1 rRNA gene is annotated in these 805 nt (G+C 48.0%); it reads right to left on the reverse strand.

What is annotated here, in order from left to right:
* Window positions 1–488: ribosomal RNA gene (locus QWI17_RS01695) — 23S ribosomal RNA — on the reverse strand; the annotation flags it as partial.
* Between the last annotated feature and the right edge of the window lie 317 nt (window positions 489–805).

Genomic DNA, 805 nt, shown 5'->3' on the forward strand with positions numbered 1-805 from the left:
TCCCCTCACAGGGGTTCTTTTCGCCTTTCCCTCACGGTACTGGTTCACTATCGGTCAGTCAGTAGTATTTAGCCTTGGAGGATGGTCCCCCCATATTCAGACAAAGTTTCTCGTGCTCCGTCCTACTCGATTTCATTGATAAGAGATTTTCGTGTACGGGGCTATCACCCACTATGGCCGCACTTTCCAGAGCGTTCCACTAATCTCAAACCAACTTAAGGGCTGGTCCCCGTTCGCTCGCCACTACTAAGGGAATCTCGGTTGATTTCTTTTCCTCAGGGTACTTAGATGTTTCAGTTCCCCTGGTTCGCCTCTTGCACCTATGTATTCAGTACAAGATACTCAGCTTATGCTGAGTGGGTTCCCCCATTCAGAGATCTCTGGATCACAGTCTGTTTGCCGACTCCCCAAAGCTTATCGCAGGCTACCACGTCTTTCATCGCCTCTGACTGCCAAGGCATCCACCGTATGCGCTTCTTCACTTGACCATATAACCCCAAGCAATCTGGTTATACTGTGAAGACGACATTCGCCGAAAATTCGCATTTCGCTCAGTTAAGAGCAGAACTCACAAATTTTACCTTAGCCTGATCACACACCAGTGAAAGTGCGTGTCAGTCTATATCTATCACATATCCGAATTTTTAAAGAACGATCTGACAAAAGTCAGAAATCAACATTCATCAACGAATGTTCATTTCTAATTTTTGAGCAGGAGCAACATCTACCGCAGAAAGTGGTGGAGCCAAGCGGGATCGAACCGCTGACCTCCTGCGTGCAAGGCAGGCGCTCTCCCAGCTGAGCT

The organism is Gilvimarinus gilvus, assembly GCF_030518155.1.
Classification (GTDB): Bacteria; Pseudomonadota; Gammaproteobacteria; order Pseudomonadales; family Cellvibrionaceae; genus Gilvimarinus; species Gilvimarinus gilvus.